This is a genomic window from Lactobacillus sp. PV037 (genome assembly GCF_014522345.1).
Classification (GTDB): domain Bacteria; phylum Bacillota; class Bacilli; order Lactobacillales; family Lactobacillaceae; genus Lactobacillus.
In genome coordinates, this window is sequence record NZ_CP041987.1 from 406,029 (window position 1) to 422,846 (window position 16,818).

Consider the following 16,818-nt stretch of genomic DNA (forward strand, 5'->3'; position numbering starts at 1 on the left):
TTTACGTACAGTAAATTGTAGCTACAAAAATTATTAGGAAAGGAGCAAGAGGATGGAGATAGCCAAACTAGCAGAGAGTATTTTATTATCTGCTTGTGAAAAGAAGGTAAGCGACATATTTATTGTGCCATATAGCAATACTTATCAACTAAACTTCAGATTGATGAGTGGAATTAGTAAATTTAAGGAGATTAGTTTAGAGACGGGAAAAGAATTACTAAACTTTTTTAAATTTCATAGTGAGATGGATATTGCAGAACATCGTCGTCCTCAAGTAGGGTCTTGGATTAAAAAAGTTGGGAAGCAAGAAATTTTTTTAAGATTTTCAAGTATAGGAAATTTTACTGATCAGGAATCAATGGTAATTCGTTTAATTTATCCGCGTCATGAAAATAACTATTTTTATAGTGACCAACTTGAAGAGATGGTTAAGTTAGCTGCATTAAGAGGAATGATCATAACCAGTGGTCCTACAGGATCTGGTAAAACTTCAACAATGTATGAGATAGCAAGGCGACTTGGGAAAGAGAAAATGGTAATGACAATTGAAGATCCAGTTGAAATTTGGCATCCTTCCTTTTTACAGACGCAAGTTAATTCAGCAGCGGGGATATTTTATCCAGATCTTTTGAAAGCTGCCTTACGACATCGTCCGGATATTTTAATTATTGGCGAAATTAGAGATAAAGAAACTGCCAGAATTGCTGTTAATGCGGCTTTAAGCGGGCACTTAGTATTGGCCACGGTTCACGCAAAAAGTACCTTTCAAACTATAGCTCGTTTAAAGGGATTGGGGATAAGCAAGCCAGAATTAGAGAATTCTTTAACAGCGGTGTCATATCAGAGGTTATTTCCAAATCGGCAAGGAAAACTAAGTTGTTTAATTGATATTGCTAGTCAAGAAGAATTAGCAATATCAATTTTGGAATCAAAAGACAGGCAAATCCAATTTAATCAGTGGGAGAAAAATTTAATGAATTTAAGGAAAAGGGGTGAAATCGATGAGAGGACCTTCTCTGCTTTTAAAAACGGATAAATTATCTAGTAAAGAACAACTAATTTTCTTAGAATACTTACGACAAACTTTAAAGAATGGCTTTTCATTAAATGCTAGTTTTAAATTAATGCCAGAAATTTGGCCAGCTAAGAAAGAAATATTAATTAAAATAAATGAGAAATTAGAAAAGGGTGAAAAGTTGAGTAATCTTCTATTGGAATTAGGTTTTTCTAAAACAATTGCTACGCAGATAAATCTGGCTTTGATTCAAGGAAGTTTAGAAGATTGTGTTACTCAATTAGTAGTTTTAACTAGATTAAAAATTAAACAGATGAAAAAAATTAGGGGAGAGTTGGCTTATCCAGCTGTTTTAGTGACGATGATGTTAATCCTACTTGGATTAATGCAAACATTTTTAAAAAATGAAATAATGGTTAGTGATAATACAAGTGATATTTTATTTGGGATAATCATTGGAGCAGTTGTAGCCTTAATTATAATTATTGGACAAGTTTTGATTTTATTACGTAAGCAAGATTATTATGCGTTAAAGAACTTAAGAAAATACCCCATAATTGGTAAAGCGGTGATTCTGTATGTCCAGTATTTAGTAACTTATGATCTTTGTTTACTTTTAAAAAATGGTTTTTCATTACAACAAATGTGCTTTCTTTTTCAGGGACAAACTAAAGGATCAATGCAACAAGTTTTGGGTGAAAAGGTCCGTCAGAAGATAGAGGAAGGAGAGTCTTTAGTAGAAATTATTGATCAAGAAATATTTTTGCCTCAGGGATTAAAGATGCTAGTTCAGACAGGATCAACAAAATCTGAAAATGCAAAGCGATGTTTAATACTAGGAAAAACTTTATATTATGAACTAACATTGAGAATTAACAAAATGGTTGTTAATGTCCAACCGATTTGTTTTATATTCATTGGGGCCTGTATCTTAGGGATGTATTTAAAAATTCTTTTACCAATGTATTCAACTATGCAAAACATTTAAATTAAGGGGAGAAAATGAATAAATTTACTAGAAAAATTAAAAAAGCTAAAGGGTTTACATTAATTGAAATGGTTGTAGTAGTAGCAATTATTGCAATTTTACTATTGTTGGTTGTGCCAAATGTAGTAAAGCAAAAACAACATGCTCAAGAAAGAACAAATGATGCTTTTAAAACAACACTTCAAACTCAAGTGGAACTTTCAGAAAAGAAAGACGCAAAATGGGAAGACTTGGAAGCAGATGGCTATTTAACTAAAAAGCAAGTAGAGCGTGCAAATAAAGAGGGATACACATTGAAAGATGGCGAAGTAAGTGGTCCACAAAAGTAAAGGATTTACTTTAATTGAAGCCATTGTAATTACCGCAGTAGTAACTTTACTCTCGCTAGTCGGAACAGTTTATTTAAAAGGCTATCAAGAAAATCTAGAGTTGGTAGGTGCTCGTAGACAAGTTAGAATGGTAATTAATGAAGCATGCCATGAAGCTGTCATAAAAAAATCTATGAGACGAATTAATTTTTCTACAGAGACGCACCAATTATCTGTGGGAAGAAGTTTTTCAAATACCTCACCAATGGATACATTTGAAAATAAAAAAATATCATTTGGGAAGAATATTATGATCTACAATCTTGACGGCATGCTTATTTCTTCGAATGGCACCATAAATCCTCGCACAATTGTTATTAAAAATAAAAATAAGAAATTAAAGGTAAAAGTGCAAATGATGTGGGGGAAAATGATTGATGAATAGGCAAAATGGTTTTTTACTTTTAGAATCAAGTGTTTCGCTATTGATGGCTTGCTTAGGACTAGTTCTCTTGTTTACTACTTACGGTCAAACTAAAAAAATAGAAAATAATATGGATAAAAGAGTAGATCGAGCGTATGCATATTATGTCTTATCGCAGACTAAAGTAGATAAGCTTGTAGTTCATGATCACATTTATCGACAAGCATCAGGAAAGAAAATATTTGATCAAACAGAAGAGCAAGTTTACGATGTTAAATAAAAAATGTACTGGTTTTACCTTAGCTAAAGCTATGCTAGCGATTTTGATTACAGTCTTTTGCATGCAAATTCTCTATTCAACTTTGTATCTTATAAAACACAGTGATAAGAATAAAGAACCAATAAATGAAGTAGCATATGCGTATGTTCAAATGAATAATTTTTTGAAAGAAAATAAGCATACAGAAATTGATTTAAATCGTTCAAATTCACAAAGAATTATTTTAAAAGTTTTAGATGAAAAATCTTCAATTAAGGAACCAGTTTTTAAACGGTATGTAATTACAGGCTATCAAGACATGATAAGGATGCAGGGAATAGCGGGTGGACATGTACCATTAATTTTAAATGTTACAAGAGTCAGCTTTTCTTATCATAAAACGAACTTTAAAATATCGTTTAACGAGGAAAAGAAAGGTAACTCAGAGTTAATCTTTCAGGTAGATGAGCCTTTAAAAGTTAAAAATGACGATAGTCATAAGGAAAAAGTAAATGAAAAGCAAAAAGAAAATAAAAGCTAGTGCGCTTCTTAGTGCGGTATTAGTGTTGATGACATGTATTATTTTTGTAGAGTTTTATATAGGATATTTTTATCGTAACCTCCATTCCAATCTACTTTTGTTAAAATATTTTCTTTAAGTTTGCGGGCATTCTTGCGCAGATAACCAATCCCCGTTAAAATGTGAAAAGTAAGGGGTTGAGAAAATGCAAAAACAAAATTTGGAAACATTATATCCAAAATTCGAAAAAGCAATTAAAATTTTAAAAGACGATTTAAATGTCTCATTTTCATCTGCATTAACAGAAACTTTTGATAATTTAGAAAACGGTAAGATTAAAGTAGAAGCAGGTGCACCTGCTAAGGAAACTGTCGCTCAATTAACTGAAGCTTATCGTAAACTTCAGTATGAAGACATTCCAAAAAAAGAGAAAATGCAAGTATTCACTTTGCTAGCATTAAAGTCAATTAGTGAAGATGGACGAAACTATACGCAAATGCCAACGCCACCTATTATTGCAACAATTATTGCCTTAATTTGGCAAAAAATTGTGCCAAGAGATTTTACTCATGTCATTGATCCAACAATTGGAACAGGAAACCTACTTTATTCTGTAATTGAGCAATTAATTGCTAATAATCATTCTCAAAATAATTATCAACTTTATGGTATTGACAATGATGAAACATTGTTAGATTTAGCTGATGTGGGAGCGCACTTAGATGATTTAAAAATTGAATTGTATCGTCAAGATGCACTAGATAGCTGGATGATTCCCAAAGCAGATGTTATCTTGAGTGATTTACCTGTTGGATATTATCCATTAGATAACAATGCACAAAAATTCGAATTACATGCTAATGAAGGCCATTCACTGGCCCATAAACTTTTAATTGAACAAATTATCAATAATTTAAGGCCAGATGGCTTTGCCTTTTTAGTGGTACCTAAGCTTCTTTTCACAGATGATGGAGCTTTAACTTTTATGCCATGGCTTGCAAAAAAAGTGAATATTCAAGCAATTATTGATTTGCCAGAAAAAATGTTTAGTAAGCAGGGACATGAAAAGTCAATTTTAGTTTTTCAAAATCATGGCGAGATGGCGAAACAAAAAGAAGTACTGGTTGCACAATTATCCTCTTTAAAAGATCCCCAATCCTTAGTAAAATTTAATATGAGACTAAATGATTGGTACAATAAAAATAATTAAATTATTAAGAGGTAATTTATGAAGAAGATTTTAGCAGTTAATTCAGGGAGTTCATCATTTAAATATAAATTATTTGCTTATCCAGAAGAAAAGGTTATTGCTTCTGGAATGGCAGATAGTGTAGGATTACCTAATTCTGTATTTAAGCTGAAATTAGCAGATGGGACAACTTATGAAGAAAAAAAGGATATCCCTAATCAAGAAGCTGCAGTTCAAAAATTATTAAGTTGGTTAAAAAAATATAAAGTAATTAATGACTTGTCTGAGCTAGGTGGTATTGGACATCGTGTAGTTGCTGGTGGGGAAGAGTTTAAGGATAGTACCATTATTACTCAAGATAATATTTGGAAAATCTATGATATGTCAGATTATGCTCCACTTCACAATGCAGCTGAAGCTGATGGAATTTATGCTTTTATGAAAGTTTTACCGGATGTACCAGAGGTAGCCGTCTTTGATACCTCATTTCATCAAACTTTAGATCCAGTGCAATATCTATACTCTGTTTCATATGATTACTATTTAAAATATCGTGCACGTAAATATGGTGCTCACGGTACTTCTGTACGATATGTCGTAAATAGAGCAGCAGAGCTTTTAAATAAACCAGTAGAGGACTTAAAAATGATTGTTTGCCACTTAGGGAGTGGTGCTTCTGTAACAGCTGTAAAAAACGGGAAATCATTTGATACTTCAATGGGATTTAGTCCGGTGGCTGGGTTAACAATGAGCACTCGAAGTGGTGATATCGATCCTTCAGTAGTCCAATTTATTATGAAGAAAACAAAAATCACCAAATTTGATGATGCAATTAATCTCTTGAACAACGATTCTGGACTAGCAGGAATTTCAGGTATATCGCCAGATATGCGTGAAATACGTGCAGAAGCTGAAAAAGGTAATCGGCGTGCGCAATTAGCGTTGGATATTTTTGTTAATCGAATTGTACGTTACATTGGTGAATACTTTGTTGAGATGGGCGGAGCAGATGTTTTAATTTTTACAGCAGGAATTGGTGAAAATGAAGTACCAATTAGAAAAGCAATTCTTGAACAATTGCATGACTCTTTAGGAGTAGTTATTGATGAGAAAGAAAATGCTGAAAATGGTGAAAAAGTAATTACTAAACCTGAATCTAAGATTACAGGAATGATTGTTCCAACTAATGAAGAGTTAATGATTGCTCGTGATGTAGTTCGGCTAATAGAAGAATAATCTTGTAAGTGTGTCAAGTTTCAAAATCATCCTCAGTATGGTAAAATAATATCGAACTGGGGATGTTTTGGGATTCGACAGGCGTAGATTCGCATTGACTGCGATTCGTAGGTTACGTCTACGTAAAAACGTTTCAGTTAAATATAACTGCAAATAACAATAATTCTTACGCAGTAGCTGCTTAGTCAGCCTGTGTGATCTAGAAATGGCTTGCTCATGGCTGTTTTCTAGGTTTTACCATTTAATGAGCTACGTTTAACTAACTACCTAAATAGTTAAAAATAAGATTTTTTAGGCATGTTTTAGTATTTTAGCCCTGTTATATGGCGTGATACTAGAACGAGATCAAGTAATATAACTATGATCGTAGATGTTAGTGACGGAATACGTTTGGACAGGGGTTCAATTCCCCTCATCTCCATTGAAGCATTTTTAATTGTTTTGTGAAGTTCCTTAAACCGCTTGGTTAAGGGATTTTTATTTTTATGAAGTTTTGAAAATTTATGAAAATATAGCAAAAGGGGGAGGTAACTTAAGAGGTAACATTTTTAGTATTTAGCTTAGATAACTAATTTAAATAAACAACAACTCTAGAATTTTAATTCTAGGGTTTTTCTTTTATGTGCATCCCTGTGGATAAAGATTATTTAAGTGCCTGCTCCATATGGGTAGAAATTAAACCTCCTTCTTCAACTGAATATTACATGATCCTAAGCCTGCTCCATATGGGTAGAAATTAAACATATAAAGGGGGCGGTAAAATACAGAATCTTGAGAAAGCATAAAAAAAACACCTCACTATTTAAAGCGAGGTGTACACAGCTTAAAGCATTAACATTTTACTATATCTTGCTAGTTACCTTAACTATTCAAGATACAAAAAAGGTAATCAACCTTTTAACCAGTGTAACAAAGCAAGCTGTGCTTTTAATACACTAAGGAGGTTGATTACCAATGAATGAATTTCTTACATTAGTAATTCTACTACTTCTTGTAATTGAAATTGAGTAGCAACTAATAAAACTGTATAATTTATCCCAAATTATTGATAAAATAAAAAAGGTGTATGCAGGAAGCACACACCAAGCTTAAAACTTAAAGAGGTGGTAAAAATAAAAACCTTTTTGGGTAAGCGCTTGGCTGGGGTGTACTACCAATACACCAAAATTTAGCGCTTTAAGTCTATTTATTACCAGCCTTAAGAATTTCTATAATTCTTCTGTCAAAGTAATTATAGCATGAATAGGCGTTTACTTAAAGGCTTTACACATGGTGTAAGGTCTTTTTATTAGTTGAAGTATTTTAATAGGTTAAATATATAGTATCAAATTTTATTAAAGCATAATAATTGTGAATGAAAGTAGGGTTTAACGGTATACTAGTAATGAGGTGAATAAATATGAGAGAACCGATCTTCTTAACACCAGCTTTTAGACAGAAAATCTGGGGTGGAAGGAAATTAAAAACAGAATTAAATTATAATATTCCAGAAGGAAGTGTTGGAGAGGCTTGGGTTATTTCAGCCTATAAAGATAATTCTTCAGTAGTGTCTAGTGGAAAATATAAGGGAGTAACTCTTAGAAAATTATATCAAGACCATCCAGAGTTATTTGGTAATCCAGAAGATAAGGAGTTTCCTTTACTAGTAAAATTTTTAGATGCAAATGATAATTTATCGGTGCAAGTGCATCCAGATGATGAATATGCAAGAATACATGAAAATGATTCTGGAAAAACTGAAAGTTGGTACGTCTTACATGCTGAACCAGGTGCTCAGCTAATATATGGCCACAATGCTAAAAATAAAGAAGAATTAAAGAAAATGATAGACAGTGGGGAATGGGAAGAATTATTTCATTATGTTCCAGTTAAAACAGGTGATTTTTTCTATGTACCTGCTGGTACTGTCCATGCTCTAACTAAAGGAATTATGGTAATTGAAACCCAGCAATCAAGTGATGTAACCTACCGCCTTTACGATTGGGATCGGGTTGATGAGAAAACCGGAAAGAAAAGAAAGCTTCATATTGATAAATCTCTGGATACAATAAAAGTACCATTTGAGAATCCAAACATTGCTCCAGTGGTTAAAAATATTAAAGATGCCAAGATTACCATACTGGCTAAACCTCCTTTGTCACCACATTTTTATTTATGGCAAATTGATATAAATGGTAAATTTGACTGGTCACTAGATCAACATCCTTATTTGTTAGTCTCTGTAATTCAGGGAGAAGGTAAATTTATTAGCGATGACAAAGAGTATCAAATAAAGTTGGGTACAAATTTTATTATTCCAAATGGATTAAAAAAGTTCACATTTATTGGTAAAAATTTACGTTTAGTTGTTTCAGCACCAGTCGATGATGGTACAAGTAAGAAAGAGAAAAATTAAAAGGATTTTAGATTAAAATGCACATTTTAATGGTTGAAGATGATAAATCAGTTGCAGAAATGATGAAGTTATTTTTTGCAAAAGAAGATTGGAAAGTGACTGTCGCATTAGATGGAGAAGAAGCTGTTACAGAATTTAAGCAAAATCCAGACAAATACGATTTAATAACTTTAGATTTAAATTTACCTAAAAAGGATGGCGTAGAAGTAGCAAAAGAAATTCGAGCTATTTCTCAGGAAGTACCAATAATAATTTTAACGGCTCGAGATTCAGAGAGTGATCAAATTTTAGGATTAGGGATGGGAGCAGATGAATATGTAACTAAGCCCTTTAGTCCTTTAGCTTTGATTGCAAGAATAAAAGCATTGTATCGTCGCGCACAATTAAATTCTCAAGAAAATAATGGACAAGAAACAGATTTTGATGTTGTTACTAAACATATAAAAATCTCACGTGAGCGAAGAGAAGTATTTGTGGACAACAAAATTGTACCCGGCTTAACTCCTAAAGAATTTGATTTATTAATTACAATGGCTCAAAAACCGAAGCAAGTTTTTTCACGTGATAAGTTACTAGAACTAGTGTGGGGATATGAATTCTTTGGTGAAGAAAGAACCGTTGATGCTCATATTAAAAAGCTACGCCAAAAATTGGAAAATGTAGGACCTCAGATGATTCAAACAGTATGGGGAGTAGGCTATAAATTTGATGATTCAGAGGTTTAGGGTCGTATGAAACTATTTTATCAGCAAATGTTAGGCTTTTTCTTAATTATTGCGCTTAGTATAGGAATAATTGGTTATTCTGCAGTCCATTCATCAAGTAATCAAGCTTATGAACAGACTTATTCTCGTTTAGAAGGTTATGCGAAATCCTTAGGCGAATTAGCCCAAGAAGATAGTCCAGTTTCTCCTAGTTTAGATGAGAATTTTTTAAATAAAATGCAAACGGTCATGCAAGGTGAAGACATGAGTATTAAATTCTTTGATTTAGGCCGTAATCAACTATACCCCAGGACTGTATTGCGAGTTCAATTACCTGAATGGATAACAAAAAAGGTAAGTCAGGGGAAAATTGTCAAAATAAAAAATGATCATACAAATAAAGGACCAGCTTTTTCAAATCGGGATGCTTATACTAGTATTATTTACCCATGGAGAGATAGTAAAAATAAGATAATTGGCTATATTTGGATTGGTGCAAGAGTTAAGAATGTTGAATATATGATTGATCAAGAAAAAAGAAAATTGATCACTGCTCTAGGTGTTACAATGTTAATTGCGATTTTTTTGAGCTTTCTCTTATCTTTTTATATGACTAAGAGAATTCAACGTCTTTCAAGTGCAACCAAGAAAATTGCTGATGGAGATTTTGATGTAACGCTACAAGCAGGACAAGTGGATGAAATTGATGATCTAGCTAGGAATTTTAATGCGATGGTAAAAGCTCTTAGAAGATCAAATGATGAAATTGCTGCTCAAGAAAAAAGACGGGAAGAATTTATGGCTGATGCTTCGCATGAAATGAGAACCCCATTAACTACAATTAATGGAATCCTCGAAGGATTGCAATATAATGCTATTCCAAAAGAAGCAATTCCTAAGTCGATTGAATTGATGCAAGGAGAAACAAAAAGATTAATTAGACTAGTTAATGAAAATCTGGATTACGAAAAAATTCGAAGTAATAAGATTACTTTATTAAAAACGAAGTTTAAGGCTTTTGAGGTTTTGAATAATTTGGTTGTTCAAATGTCTAAAAAGGTCCAAGAAAAGAATGATAAACTAGTTTTAAATTGTCCACAAGATTTGACTATTTATGCCGATAAGGATAGATTTACGCAAATAATGGTGAATTTAATTCAAAATGCCATTCAATTTACTAAAGATGGAGTAATCAAGATTACAGGAAAGCATGTGGAACATGGGGCACAATTTAGTGTTGAAGATACAGGAATAGGAATGAGTGACGACCAAAAGAAATTTATTTTTGATCGTTTCTATAAGGCTGATGTTTCTCGAGCAAAGTATGGAAGTGGTGAATCTGGTTTAGGATTAGCTATTGTTTTGTCCTTGATTAGACAACATGGGGGAAAAATTGAAGTTGAATCTGATTTAAACAAAGGGTCCAAATTTATTGTCACTTTATATGATGAAGGCTATGAGCGATTTTTGAAAAAAGAATAATAAAAAAGTTACTTGATATTAATTTAGATCAAGTAACTTTTTTATTATGACTATTTGGTTGATTTTTGACTATTTTCAGTAATTTGGTTTAAAACTGAATTTGGTACTGTAGTCAGTTTTTCCTTAGATTTTTCTGGTGCATTTGTAGTATAAAGATTAGTAGATGAACTGTTGTGATGCTGAGAATAAAGAGAAGTGGAGGAAGCCCCTAAGTTTTGCTCTAAGGTCAGCATACGTTGATAATTTTCAGCATAGTCAAATTCTGATGGATCAACTGGAATAAAACCTGTAGGTGTGTAAAAACGCAAAAGGTTGCGGCTATTAAGGAGATCAGAATTGTGTAAACTTTGATAGCCAAATTTAGTTAAAGAATTAATTTCTTGTTTTTGCCCTTTGGTAAAATGCGTCATCTTTTTTCCAGTTTGATTATCATAAATAGTACCTTTAATTCCTTTACCATTAACGATGACATATTTTGGAGTAACAATAGTTCCATTTCTAAAAACAACAACTTGGCGATGATCTTTAGAAAGAAGATCACTACCAAATTGAATATAGTTTTGGGTGTTAACTCCTAAAAGATGAAGTAAAGTTGGTAAAACATCAATTTCTCCACCAATTTCGTTGTTAATGCCACCGTTCAGCCCCGACATATGGAGCATAAAGGGGACACGTTGTTCAGAAATATTATCATATTCACTCCATTGACTAGGTTGTTTACCTAAAAGTGGCGCAAGAGCAGTAGATTCTGAATTAGAAAGTCCGTAATGATCGCCATAAATCATAATCAGAGAATTGTTGTAAAGTCCACTCTTTTTTAGGTAGGTAAAAAATTCTTTTACAGCTTGGTCAAGGTAGTGGGCAGTTTCAAAATAATTATTAACGGTTTGGTTATTAGTAGCAGAAGTTTTGAAATTATCTTTATCTTCAGTATCTAGGTCAAACGGAATATGATTAGTAACCGTAATAAATTTTGTGTAAAAAGGTTGTTGTAAGTGTTCAAGATACTTGACGCTTTCGCCGAATAGAAGTTTATCTTTTAGGCCATAACCACTTTTATCATTCTGATCTTGTGAAAAATAATTTCCATCGAAGAAATAGTTGTAACCTAGATTTTTATAAGTTTCATTTCGATTCCAAAAAGTTCCAACATTACCATGGAATACAGCAGAGGTATAGCCATTTTGGCGCAAAATTTGTGGAGCGGCTTGAAAAGTATTTTCTGAGCCAAGAGATGAAAATAATGATCCATCAGAAATGCCGAAAGTGCCAGTTTCTAGCATATTTTCAGCATCAGAAGTTCTTCCAAGACCAACTTGATGATAAAAATTACTAAAGCTAATGGTATTTTTATTATGATAAAGAGAATTTAAGAAAGGAGTAACTTCTTGTCCATTAACTTTCAGCCCAATAAGAAATTGTTGAAAACTTTCTAGGTGAATAATAATTACATTTTTGTTCTTAGCTTTTCCAAAGTACTGGCTAGAAGGGGCAGTATAATTTTGTTTAGTAAATGTTAATACTTGATTGAGTGTATCTGCATTAGCGTTTTTCTTAACTTGGTTAGATTGAGCGCTTTTTAAAAGATCGTAGATTGAATAAGTATCAATACCCAGGTATTTAACTACATAAGAGCGATCAAAGGTATTACGCAGTAAGCGTGGACGAGAGGTTTCGGCTAACATCATATTCAAGGTAAGCATAAAGACGCCAAAAGAAGTAGCAGCAAAAGATTTTTTAAGTCCGTAACGCTTAGAGTCAATCTTTATTACTTTAAAAATTAAAAGAATGACGATGACAATGAGATCAAGCCATAGAATGATGTCAGAGGGATGCAGTAAAGCTACTGTACTCTTGCCCAATCCTTGTGATACTTTACCAGCATTTTGAATGGTTTTACTAGTTAAAAAGTCAGAAAACTGGCGATAATAAATAATATTTGCAAAAAGTAATATTGTATTTAGAGTATCTAAAAACAACATTGCAATATAAGAAAGGATTGGCTTGGATATATATAATCCTACACTCAAAAGAATGATTGAACTACCTAGCGGTGTTAACCAAACAATAAATTGTTGGTAAGGGTCAGTTAAATTCAAGCGGAAATCAAAATAGACGGCAAACATGTATTTTAGCCAAAAGCAAAGATTCAATAGGACAAAAAATCCTAGACGTGTTTGCCAAAAATTTATCTTTAATTTTTTCAAAATATTTTCTCCTTATAGAGATATTCTACTTGTATTTAGAAAAAACGCAAAATTTTTTAGAATTAATTAAGGATATTTCAAGCGCAAAGTGAGGTATACTAAATTTAAGAACAAAAAGGAGACCTACTTATGTTGTTTTTGCAGCCATTATATGAAGTAGTAACCCGTACTTTTGCAAATAAAGTGAATCATTTTGCTTTGATTAAACTAATATTTTACAGTTTAGATAAAACAATTTTTTATTTTTTAATATTTGCAGTTTTGAGGTTATGTTGGTTAATGTTTGTACGACATCGAAGAAAAATTAAATCAGAAATTGCTGTTTGGATTTTTGCCTTTTATTTAATTTTATTATTTATGCTGACAACCTTTAGAGATACTTATTTTCCATGGCAATTATCTTTTAATTTACATCGGCCACTGAGTGATATTAACTTAGTATTTATGAAAGAAACTATTAAGTTAATTCATGGAGCTAGTATTGTTGATTTCTTCTATAATTCTTTTGGAAATGTATTATGGTTTATGCCATTTGGATTTTTATTTCCAATTATTATTCAAAAAAGACATTGTTTTTGGTGGACTTTATTAGTCGGAGCTGCTATTTCAGTAAGTATTGAAGGCTGGCAGTTTGTTTTAATGACAGGTGTTAGTGATATTGATGATGTGTTTTTTAACGTGTGTGGGACAATCATTGGATATGGAATTTATAAATATGTAATTAATAATCATCATTTTGATTGATTTAATCTGTTTATTTTTTTCCTATCTGCTAAAATAAAAGTAGGTTTAAATTTATAAAGAAAAAGGGAAGTAAGAAAATGACAGAAATTGTACATTTAGATACTAGTAAATTGAAACCTTTTGTTCATGAAAATGAATTAAAGGAAATGCAACCAATGGTTACTGCAGCAGATAAAGTATTACGTGAGGGTTCTGGTGCAGGGGCAGATTTTCGCGGTTGGATTGATTTACCAATTAATTATGATAAAGAAGAATTTGATCGTATTAAAAAGGCTGCCAAAAAGATTCAAAAAGATTCTGAAGTTTTAATTGGAATCGGAATTGGTGGGTCTTACTTAGGTGCTCAAGCTTCTATTGAATTTTTAAATAGTGCTTTTTATGGTCGTGATAAAGATGATTACCCAACTGTTGTATTTTGTGGTAATTCTATCTCAGGTTCATATCTCTATGATTTAATCGAATGGTTGGGCGATAAGGATTTCAGTATTAATATTATTTCTAAGTCAGGTACTACTACTGAACCTTCTATTGCCTTCCGTGTTTTAAAAGAAAAATTAATTCAAAAATATGGTAAAGAAGAATCTGTTAAGCGAATTTACGCAACTACTGATCGTGCTAAGGGTGCTTTAAAGACTGAAGCAGATGCAGAAGGCTATGAAGAATTCGTTGTACCAGATGATATTGGTGGACGCTTCTCAGTTCTTTCAGCAGTTGGTTTACTTCCAATCGCAGTAGCTGGTGGCGACATTGATGAAATGATGAAGGGTGCAGCAGATGCACGTGCAGCTTATACTACCCCAGATGATGAAGGAGATAATCCTTATAAATATGCTGCAATTAGAAATATTCTTTATCGTAAAGGTTATACTACTGAAATTCTTGAAAACTATGAACCAACTTTAAGAATGTTTGGTGAATGGTGGAAGCAATTGATGGGTGAATCAGAAGGTAAAGATCAAAAGGGTATTTATCCATCAAGTGCTAACTTTACTACTGATTTACACTCACTTGGTCAATATATTCAAGAAGGACGCCGTAATTTAATGGAAACTGTTCTTAAAGTAGAACATCCTCGTCACGACGTAACTATTCCAGATGATAAAGAAAACTTGGATCAACTAAACTTCTTATCAGGTAAAACTATGAATTACGTAAACGATCGTGCTTATGAAGGTGTGGTTTTAGCTCATACTGATGGTGGAGTTCCAGTTATGACTATTGATATCAAGGATCAAAGTGCACATACATTAGGTTACTTGATTTATTGGTTCGAATTAGCTGTTGGTATTTCAGGTTACTTAAACGGTATTAATCCATTTAACCAGCCAGGTGTTGAGAGTTACAAGAGAAATATGTTTGGTCTTTTAAATAAACCAGGCTACGAAGATTTACATGATGATTTAACTAAACGTCTTTAAGTCTAATAAAAAAGAGCGCGAGCTCTTTTTTTATTTATGTGAGTATTTAGGATAAAGTTATAACATAAAGTCAATAAAGGAAAGGAAAAAGTTAAATGGTTGATATTGAAAAAATTTTTATACAAATGGAAGAAAAAATTAATAAATTTGCTGATGACTTATTTTTTAAGAATAAGGCAATGATTGATTTGTTGGATATTCAGGAACAAAAAGAAATGCTCCATTTGAAGATGAAGGAAGTAGAGAAATTGCAAGCAATGGTACGTACAATAAAAGACTTTTGTGAACCTCAAGTTGCTGCTATTATTAATGTTAGTAAAGAAAGTAGTGAGATAAAGGTAGATTATACCCTAGTTAAAAATCAAACTAGCCAACTTATTCAGAATTATAATAATCTTTTAGGAATTATAACCTATATTGAAGAATTACGAGCTAAGAAAAATAAATCTCTTGATAAAAAATGGCTCGAAATGAAAACTAGGCTTCAAGCAATGGATATAGCAACTATCGAACAAATTAAAGAAAAAGCGGAAGGTAGCCAAGAGTAGTTTTAATATTATTAGATTTTCGAAATCTTATTAGGTTAAGAAAATTGTGAAAACAAAAAATCGTTAGCTTGTAGGCTAGCGATTTTCAATAAAATTAATTAATTGAGATATCCGGGCTCGAACCGGAACATCCAGGAACCAGAAACCTGTGCCTTACCAATTTGGCTATATCTCAATGAAATCACCCGTACGAGAATCGAACTCGCAACTCCACCTTGAGAGGGTGGCGTCTTAACCATTTGACCAACGGGCAAAATCAACATAAGTAAATATAATCTAATATTAAGATTATGTCAAGGGAAGATAATTTAGAAAGTAAGACAATTAAGAAAGAATATAAGGTATAAGATGATTGATTATTATAAAACTCGCAATTTAATTGAGCAAATGATACCCCATAAAATTGTTCCAGGAGTCAACTATGCCTTCATTAAAGGAGAACAAGTAAATACAGCAACACTTGGATTTGCTAGTATTTATCCTCAACTAACTCAATTAAGTCCTTTTGGATTATATGATTTAGCCAGCTTGACTAAAGTTATTGGAACGACAAATGTTTTTCTGAAATTATACGAAGAAGGAAGGATTAATTTCTCTGAACCTTTAAAAAATTTTCTTCCAGAATTTAAAGATGAACGTGTTCGTTTAAGTCATCTATTAACCCATACTAGTGGAATTAAGGGCTGGATTGAAAATAGAGATCAATTAAGCGCTCCTGAATTGTTAAAAGCAATTGTAAACTTACCTGTGACAGATGAATTTGAAACAAAGATGAGGTATGCGGATACTAATTTTATTCTATTAGGATTAGTTTTAGAAAGAATATACCATGAAGATGTTCAAACTATCATTACCAATGAAGTAATTAAGCCACTTCGGTTAGAAAATACAACCTTTACTCCACCATCACCGCAATCAATTCCAACAGCTTTTAATGAAAAGGGGGAGGTTTTACAAGGAATAGTTCACGATCCCAAAGCTCGAATCCTAGGAAAGGATTGTGGTTCAGCAGGCCTGTTTTCAACATTAGATGATTTGTTAGAATTAGCCAAATATTATCTTGGTATAAAAAAAGATGAATTTATTTTAAAGCAAGATACCGTAGCTCAACTATTTGATTCTAAATCCGTTGCAGGTGTCCATCCTCGTTCATGGGGATGGGATTTAAGATTTGATCCAAAAGATAATCATCCTCTGATTTATCACACAGGGTTTACTGGCACTTTTATGCTCTTAGATCGTCAAAAAAAATCGGGTATGATAGTTTTGACTAATCGAATCCATCCAACAGGTAAAAACGAGGTGTTTTTATCAATGAGGGAGAAAATCGTCCAGAGTTTTTTAGCAGAAAATGGCAAATAAAAAGACGTTTACACGTCTT

General features: G+C 32.4%; 16 protein-coding genes, 2 tRNA genes and 1 other RNA gene. 16 read left to right on the forward strand and 3 right to left on the reverse strand.

Annotated features, from left to right (window positions below; genetic code table 11):
• Positions 1-52 precede the first annotated feature (52 nt).
• The 12 genes from comGA (at position 53) to FP435_RS02460 (ending at position 10,520) form a co-directional block, all read left to right on the forward strand.
• On the forward strand, positions 53-1,036 hold the full coding sequence (gene comGA, locus FP435_RS02405; RefSeq protein ID WP_265484185.1) for a competence type IV pilus ATPase ComGA: 984 nt from the start codon (positions 53-55) through the stop codon (positions 1,034-1,036).
• A complete protein-coding gene (locus tag FP435_RS02410; RefSeq protein ID WP_265484186.1) occupies positions 1,002-2,003 on the forward strand; it encodes a type II secretion system F family protein in 1,002 nt (333 codons plus the stop codon). The genes comGA and FP435_RS02410 overlap by 35 nt, the downstream gene beginning before the upstream one ends.
• Before the next feature lie 14 nt (positions 2,004-2,017).
• Positions 2,018-2,332: a competence type IV pilus major pilin ComGC gene (gene comGC / locus FP435_RS02415; RefSeq protein ID WP_265484187.1), complete on the forward strand. Its 315-nt coding sequence runs from the start codon at positions 2,018-2,020 to the stop codon at positions 2,330-2,332.
• Complete coding sequence (locus tag FP435_RS02420; RefSeq protein ID WP_265484188.1) at positions 2,316-2,756, forward strand: type II secretion system protein; 441 nt, start codon at positions 2,316-2,318, stop codon at positions 2,754-2,756. The genes comGC and FP435_RS02420 overlap by 17 nt, the downstream gene beginning before the upstream one ends.
• A complete protein-coding gene (locus FP435_RS02425) occupies positions 2,746-3,015 on the forward strand; it encodes a type II secretion system protein (protein WP_265484189.1) in 270 nt (89 codons plus the stop codon). The genes FP435_RS02420 and FP435_RS02425 overlap by 11 nt, the downstream gene beginning before the upstream one ends.
• Positions 3,005-3,535 carry a competence type IV pilus minor pilin ComGF gene (locus FP435_RS02430; RefSeq protein WP_265484190.1) on the forward strand — a complete coding sequence of 177 codons (531 nt, stop codon included), beginning with the start codon at positions 3,005-3,007 and terminating at the stop codon, positions 3,533-3,535. Before FP435_RS02425 ends, FP435_RS02430 begins: the two co-directional genes overlap by 11 nt.
• 184 nt (positions 3,536-3,719) lie before the next feature.
• Positions 3,720-4,724: a class I SAM-dependent methyltransferase gene (locus FP435_RS02435; protein WP_265484191.1), complete on the forward strand. Its 1,005-nt coding sequence runs from the start codon at positions 3,720-3,722 to the stop codon at positions 4,722-4,724.
• A gap of 18 nt (positions 4,725-4,742) precedes the next feature.
• The gene (locus tag FP435_RS02440) at positions 4,743-5,939 is read left to right on the forward strand and encodes an acetate/propionate family kinase (RefSeq protein ID WP_265484192.1); all 1,197 of its coding nucleotides are present in this window, start codon (positions 4,743-4,745) and stop codon (positions 5,937-5,939) included.
• A gap of 58 nt (positions 5,940-5,997) precedes the next feature.
• Positions 5,998-6,363: a transfer-messenger RNA gene (gene ssrA / locus FP435_RS02445) on the forward strand.
• A 975-nt stretch (positions 6,364-7,338) separates the two neighbouring features.
• The gene (manA, locus tag FP435_RS02450) at positions 7,339-8,334 is read left to right on the forward strand and encodes a mannose-6-phosphate isomerase, class I (RefSeq protein WP_265484194.1); all 996 of its coding nucleotides are present in this window, start codon (positions 7,339-7,341) and stop codon (positions 8,332-8,334) included.
• 17 nt (positions 8,335-8,351) lie between these two features.
• The gene (locus FP435_RS02455; protein WP_265484195.1) at positions 8,352-9,059 is read left to right on the forward strand and encodes a response regulator transcription factor; all 708 of its coding nucleotides are present in this window, start codon (positions 8,352-8,354) and stop codon (positions 9,057-9,059) included.
• 6 nt (positions 9,060-9,065) lie between these two features.
• Positions 9,066-10,520 carry a sensor histidine kinase gene (locus tag FP435_RS02460; RefSeq protein ID WP_265484196.1) on the forward strand — a complete coding sequence of 485 codons (1,455 nt, stop codon included), beginning with the start codon at positions 9,066-9,068 and terminating at the stop codon, positions 10,518-10,520.
• A 50-nt stretch (positions 10,521-10,570) separates the two neighbouring features.
• Here the strand turns inward: FP435_RS02460 and FP435_RS02465 are convergent, their stop codons facing one another.
• Entirely contained in the window at positions 10,571-12,727 is a 2,157-nt protein-coding gene (locus tag FP435_RS02465) for an LTA synthase family protein (protein ID WP_265484197.1), read from the reverse strand.
• Positions 12,728-12,856: 129 nt separating this feature from the next.
• Between FP435_RS02465 and FP435_RS02470 the strand changes: the two genes are divergently transcribed.
• The 3 genes from FP435_RS02470 to FP435_RS02480 all read left to right on the forward strand — a co-directional run bounded on the left by FP435_RS02470 (position 12,857) and on the right by FP435_RS02480 (position 15,437).
• The gene (locus FP435_RS02470) at positions 12,857-13,471 is read left to right on the forward strand and encodes a VanZ family protein (protein WP_265484198.1); all 615 of its coding nucleotides are present in this window, start codon (positions 12,857-12,859) and stop codon (positions 13,469-13,471) included.
• 77 nt (positions 13,472-13,548) lie between these two features.
• Positions 13,549-14,889: a glucose-6-phosphate isomerase gene (locus FP435_RS02475; protein ID WP_265484199.1), complete on the forward strand. Its 1,341-nt coding sequence runs from the start codon at positions 13,549-13,551 to the stop codon at positions 14,887-14,889.
• 95 nt (positions 14,890-14,984) lie between these two features.
• The gene (locus FP435_RS02480) at positions 14,985-15,437 is read left to right on the forward strand and encodes a hypothetical protein (protein ID WP_265484201.1); all 453 of its coding nucleotides are present in this window, start codon (positions 14,985-14,987) and stop codon (positions 15,435-15,437) included.
• Positions 15,438-15,539: 102 nt separating this feature from the next.
• Here FP435_RS02480 and FP435_RS02485 read toward each other — a convergent pair.
• Positions 15,540-15,612 (reverse strand) — tRNA-Gln (locus FP435_RS02485).
• Between the two features lie 6 nt (positions 15,613-15,618).
• Positions 15,619-15,690 (reverse strand) — tRNA-Glu (locus FP435_RS02490).
• A 95-nt stretch (positions 15,691-15,785) separates the two neighbouring features.
• Here FP435_RS02490 and FP435_RS02495 point away from each other — a divergent pair.
• Positions 15,786-16,799 carry a serine hydrolase domain-containing protein gene (locus FP435_RS02495; protein ID WP_265484202.1) on the forward strand — a complete coding sequence of 338 codons (1,014 nt, stop codon included), beginning with the start codon at positions 15,786-15,788 and terminating at the stop codon, positions 16,797-16,799.
• Positions 16,800-16,818 lie beyond the last annotated feature (19 nt).

Excerpts from the sequence above, each read along its gene's own strand:
- FP435_RS02455 (WP_265484195.1), top strand. The coding sequence starts at position 8,352 with ATGCACATTTTAATGGTTGAAGATGATAAATCAGTTGCAGAAATGATG.
- FP435_RS02475 (WP_265484199.1), top strand. The coding sequence starts at position 13,549 with ATGACAGAAATTGTACATTTAGATACTAGTAAATTGAAACCTTTTGTT.
- comGA (WP_265484185.1), top strand. The coding sequence starts at position 53 with ATGGAGATAGCCAAACTAGCAGAGAGTATTTTATTATCTGCTTGTGAA.
- manA (WP_265484194.1), top strand. The coding sequence starts at position 7,339 with ATGAGAGAACCGATCTTCTTAACACCAGCTTTTAGACAGAAAATCTGG.
- FP435_RS02410 (WP_265484186.1), top strand. The coding sequence starts at position 1,002 with ATGAGAGGACCTTCTCTGCTTTTAAAAACGGATAAATTATCTAGTAAA.
- FP435_RS02430 (WP_265484190.1), top strand. The coding sequence starts at position 3,005 with ATGTTAAATAAAAAATGTACTGGTTTTACCTTAGCTAAAGCTATGCTA.
- FP435_RS02435 (WP_265484191.1), top strand. The coding sequence starts at position 3,720 with ATGCAAAAACAAAATTTGGAAACATTATATCCAAAATTCGAAAAAGCA.
- comGC (WP_265484187.1), top strand. The coding sequence starts at position 2,018 with ATGAATAAATTTACTAGAAAAATTAAAAAAGCTAAAGGGTTTACATTA.
- FP435_RS02440 (WP_265484192.1), top strand. The coding sequence starts at position 4,743 with ATGAAGAAGATTTTAGCAGTTAATTCAGGGAGTTCATCATTTAAATAT.
- FP435_RS02470 (WP_265484198.1), top strand. The coding sequence starts at position 12,857 with ATGTTGTTTTTGCAGCCATTATATGAAGTAGTAACCCGTACTTTTGCA.
- FP435_RS02480 (WP_265484201.1), top strand. The coding sequence starts at position 14,985 with ATGGTTGATATTGAAAAAATTTTTATACAAATGGAAGAAAAAATTAAT.
- FP435_RS02495 (WP_265484202.1), top strand. The coding sequence starts at position 15,786 with ATGATTGATTATTATAAAACTCGCAATTTAATTGAGCAAATGATACCC.
- FP435_RS02460 (WP_265484196.1), top strand. The coding sequence starts at position 9,066 with ATGAAACTATTTTATCAGCAAATGTTAGGCTTTTTCTTAATTATTGCG.